The organism is Actinosynnema sp. (assembly GCF_052038725.1).
This window is the reverse complement of the sequence record NZ_JBQGCX010001340.1, coordinates 1-3,557: the sequence shown is the minus strand read 5'-3', so window position 1 is coordinate 3,557 and position 3,557 is coordinate 1. Positions and strand designations below refer to the sequence as shown.

Annotated in this window: 3 protein-coding genes; 1 reads left to right on the top strand and 2 read right to left on the bottom strand. The window is 75.3% G+C overall.

All coding sequences use genetic code 11. The annotated features are described in order from the left end of the window. Positions 1 to 978: DNA polymerase IV (dinB, locus tag ACTUAL_RS28295; protein WP_440902376.1), on the bottom strand; the 978-nt coding region annotated here is incomplete at its 3' end. A 47-nt stretch (positions 979 to 1,025) separates the two neighbouring features. After that, positions 1,026 to 2,117 carry an amidohydrolase family protein gene (locus tag ACTUAL_RS28290; RefSeq protein ID WP_440902375.1) on the bottom strand — a complete coding sequence of 364 codons (1,092 nt, stop codon included), beginning with the start codon at positions 2,115 to 2,117 and terminating at the stop codon, positions 1,026 to 1,028. A gap of 38 nt (positions 2,118 to 2,155) precedes the next feature. Here ACTUAL_RS28290 and ACTUAL_RS28285 point away from each other — a divergent pair, with 38 nt between their 5' ends. Further along, positions 2,156 to 3,538: a glutamine synthetase gene (locus tag ACTUAL_RS28285; RefSeq protein ID WP_440902374.1), complete on the top strand. Its 1,383-nt coding sequence runs from the start codon at positions 2,156 to 2,158 to the stop codon at positions 3,536 to 3,538. The last annotated feature ends 19 nt before the right edge of the window (positions 3,539 to 3,557 follow it).

Here is a 3,557-nt window from a genome sequence, read left to right as displayed (position 1 = left end):
CGACCGGGTGATCGTGGTGAAGTCCGCGAACCTGACCTTGATCGACACCGTCCGCCCGCGCAGGCCCTTCGCGCGCAGCGACGCCGCCGTCCGCTCGGACAGCCGCAGCAGCTCCAGCTTCAGCACCGCGCGGTCGAAGTGGTCGACCTCGAAGGTCTCCTCGGCGCCGATCGACTTCTCCCTGGTGTACGGCACCACGGGACGGTCGTCGTGGCCGCGCGCCAAGGCGTGCAGGTGCTCGGCCAGCGCGACGCCGACCGCCTTGCGCAGCCGCAGCGGCGGGGCCGCCGCCACGTCCCCGACCGTCTCCAGCCCCAACCGGTCCAGCTGCTCGGCGGTGCGCTTGCCCACGCCCCACAGCGCCCCCACCGGCAGCGGGTGCAGGAACTCCAGCGCCCGGTCCTTCGGCACCACCATCAGGCCGTCCGGCTTGCACATGCCCGAGGACAGCTTCGCCAGGAACTTCGTCGACGCCACCCCGACGGAGCATGTGATGCCGTGCTCCCGCTCCACGTCGACCCGCACCCGCGCGGCGATCTCGGCGGGCGTGGCCTTGAGCCTGCGCAGCGCGCCGCCCACGTCCAGGAACGCCTCGTCCAGGCTCAGCGGCTCGACCAGCGGCGTGACCTGGCGGAACAGCTCCATGACGCCCCGCGAGACGTCCCGGTACTTGGTGAAGTCCGGCGGCAGGAACACCGCGTGCGGGGCGAGCCGCTTGGCGTGCGCGGTGGGCATGGCGGAGCGGACGCCGAACTCGCGGGCCAGGTAGTTCGCCGACGCCACCACGCCCCGGTGCGCGGTGCCGCCGACCACGACCGGCAGGCGGGCCAGCTCCGGCCGGTCGCGGATCTCGACCGACGCGTAGAAGGCGTCCATGTCCACGTGCAGCATCCGGCAGCCCGCGTCGTCCGGGACGTCCCCCTCGCGCACGCGGAACCGCTCGACCAGCCCCTTGGGCAGGTTGGCGCTGCGCCCCACGGAACACCCCTCCGCCCACCCCGAGACTCGAACTGCTGTTCGACAGGTTAGTCGATCCGGTAGACGCGGCGCGCGTTGCCGCCGCTCACCATCCGGGTGATCCGCACGGCGTCTTCATCCGAAAGAGCACCGCTGGTGAGCTTGCCCCGCAGGACCTCCGACAACCCCCGCCGGAACAGCAGCGCGCCCAGGTAATGCAGCTCCGCCAGCGCGCAGGCGTCCGACGAGTAGAGGAACTTCCCGCAAGGCACCAGCTCCAGAGCCTCGGCGAGCACCGCGGCGGCCCGGTCGCCCACCCCGTGCGTGGCCAGCCCGAGGTCCGCGCAGACGTGCGGGAACACCTGCGCGAGGTACCCGGCGGTCCGGTGGAACGGGTAGTTGTGCAGCAGCAGCACCGGGACCCCGAGCGGCTGGACCGCCCGCAGCAGCGGGGTGAGCAGCGCCGGGTCGGCCCGGTGCAGGTCGAGGTCCGAGTCGCCGTAGCCGGCGTGGAACTGCACCGGCAGCCCGCGCTCCAGCGCCTCCCACACCAGGAACCGGGACAGCACCGGGTCCGCGCACCGCCCGGACCCCGAGGTCAGCCAGCGGGAAGCCGCCCGCACCACCTCGGCGTCCGACGGCCGCGCCGGATCGAGGTCGAGCCCCACCCGGTAGGCCGCGATCGACTTGGCCGCCACCGACCGGGAGCGCTCCAGCGCCGAGCGCACCCGGTCCGGGAATCCCGCCGCGCCCTCCCCCACCCCCAGCACGGCCAGCCGCTCCAACCGCAGCACGTCCAGCGAGCGCCCGTCGAACGCCGAGGGGTCGACCAGCTCGCCGGGCAGCCCGGCGTCGACCAGGAACACCTCCACCCCGGCCGCCCCGATGAACCGCCGGTTGACCTCGTCCGCCCCCAGCTCGGCCCGCCGCTCCAGGTAGGCGTCCGGGGAGGCGTGCGGCGGCAGGTCCAGCACGGGCGCGCACCACCGCCGCACCGCGAACCCCACCGCCGTGTCGAACAGGCTCGTCCCCGGCGCCGCGGCCGGAGCCTCCGTCAGGCGCGCCTCGAACGCCCGCCGGTCCAGCTCCCCGTCGAGCACCCCGTGGCAGTGGTGGTCGATCAATGGGGTGGTCTCGACCACCGCGAGCGGCGTTTCCACTTGTCGCACCCTAATCGCGCCCGGTAGCCAACGCCCCCATGGACGCAGCCGAGCGGGAGCACCGCAGGGACCGCGCTTCGGGCGTGGTGGACGAGCTGGGCAGGCGCGGCGTGGTCGCCGTGGCGATCACCTGGGTGGACCACAGCGGCATCACGCGGGTGAAGTCGGTGCCGGTGGCCCGCCTGCCGTGGGCCGCCGCCGAGGGCCTGGGGTCGGCCGAGGTGTTCGACGCCTTCCTGCTCGACGACAGCATCGTGGCGGGCAGGCACGCGGGCGGCCCGGACGGCGACCTGCGCCTGCACCCGGACCTGGACCGCCTGGTGGTGCTGGCCGGTCAGCCCGGCTGGGCGTGGGCGCCCGCCGACCGGCACGCCCAGACCGGCGAGCGGCACCCGCAGGACGAGCGCGGTTTCGCGCGGGTGATGACCGAGCGGCTCGCCGAGCGGGGCTACCGGCTCAAGGCCGGGTTCGAGGTCGAGTGGGCGCTCGGGGCGAGGACCGACGACTTCGCGCCGGTCACGACCGCGCCCGCCTACGGCCACGCCAGGCAGGTCGAGCTGTCCGACTACTCGGCCGAGCTGCTGTCGGCGCTGGCCGAGCAGCGGGTGGACGTGCTCCAGTTCCACCCCGAGTACGCGCCGGGCCAGTTCGAGCTGTCCACCGCGCCGGAGGAGCCGGTGGCGGCGGCGGACACGGCGGTGCTGGTGCGCGAGACCGTGCGCGCGGTGTCGGCCAGGCACGGGATGCGGGTGTCGTTCTCGCCGAAGGTGGTCGCGGGCGGCGTCGGCAACGGCGGGCACCTGCACACGAGCCTGTGGCGGGACGGCCGCCCGCTGCTGTCCGGCGGGAGCGGCCGGTTCGGGCTCGCGCCGGAGGCGGAGGCGTTCTACGCGGGCGTGCTGCGCAGGCTGCCCGCGCTGTGCGCGATCGGCGCGCCGTCGGTGGCCAGCTACCTGCGGCTGGTGCCGTCGCGCTGGTCGGGCCCGTTCGCGGCGTGGGGCCTGGAGAACCGGGAGGCCGCGATGCGGCTGGTGCGCGGCCGGTCGGTGGAGGTCAAGTGCTTCGACCTGACCGCCAACCCGTACCTGCTGCTCGGCGCGGTGCTCGCGGCGGGCGAGGCGGGGCTGGCCGAGGGCGGCGGGCTGCCGGAACCGGTGGTGGGCAACCCGGCGGATCACCCGGACGCGCCGAGGTTGCCGACCTCGCTGGGCGAGGCGGTCGCGGCGTTCGAGGCCGACGCGGCGCTCACCGCGGCGATGGGCCGGGAGTTCGCGGCGACCGTGGCCGACGTGCGGCGCGGCGAGATCGCCCTGTTCGAGGGCGTCGACGAGGAGGAGGTGGCGCGGGGGCGCCGGCGGGGGGCCCCGGGGCCGCCCCGCGGCGCCCGCCCCCCCCCGGGGGGGGGCGGCCCCACATCTTAAGCGTTTGGGGGGCCCCCGG

Bases quoted from the DNA above. Each gene is read 5' to 3' on its own strand.
- ACTUAL_RS28285 (WP_440902374.1), top strand. From the start codon at position 2,156: ATGGACGCAGCCGAGCGGGAGCACCGCAGGGACCGCGCTTCGGGCGTG.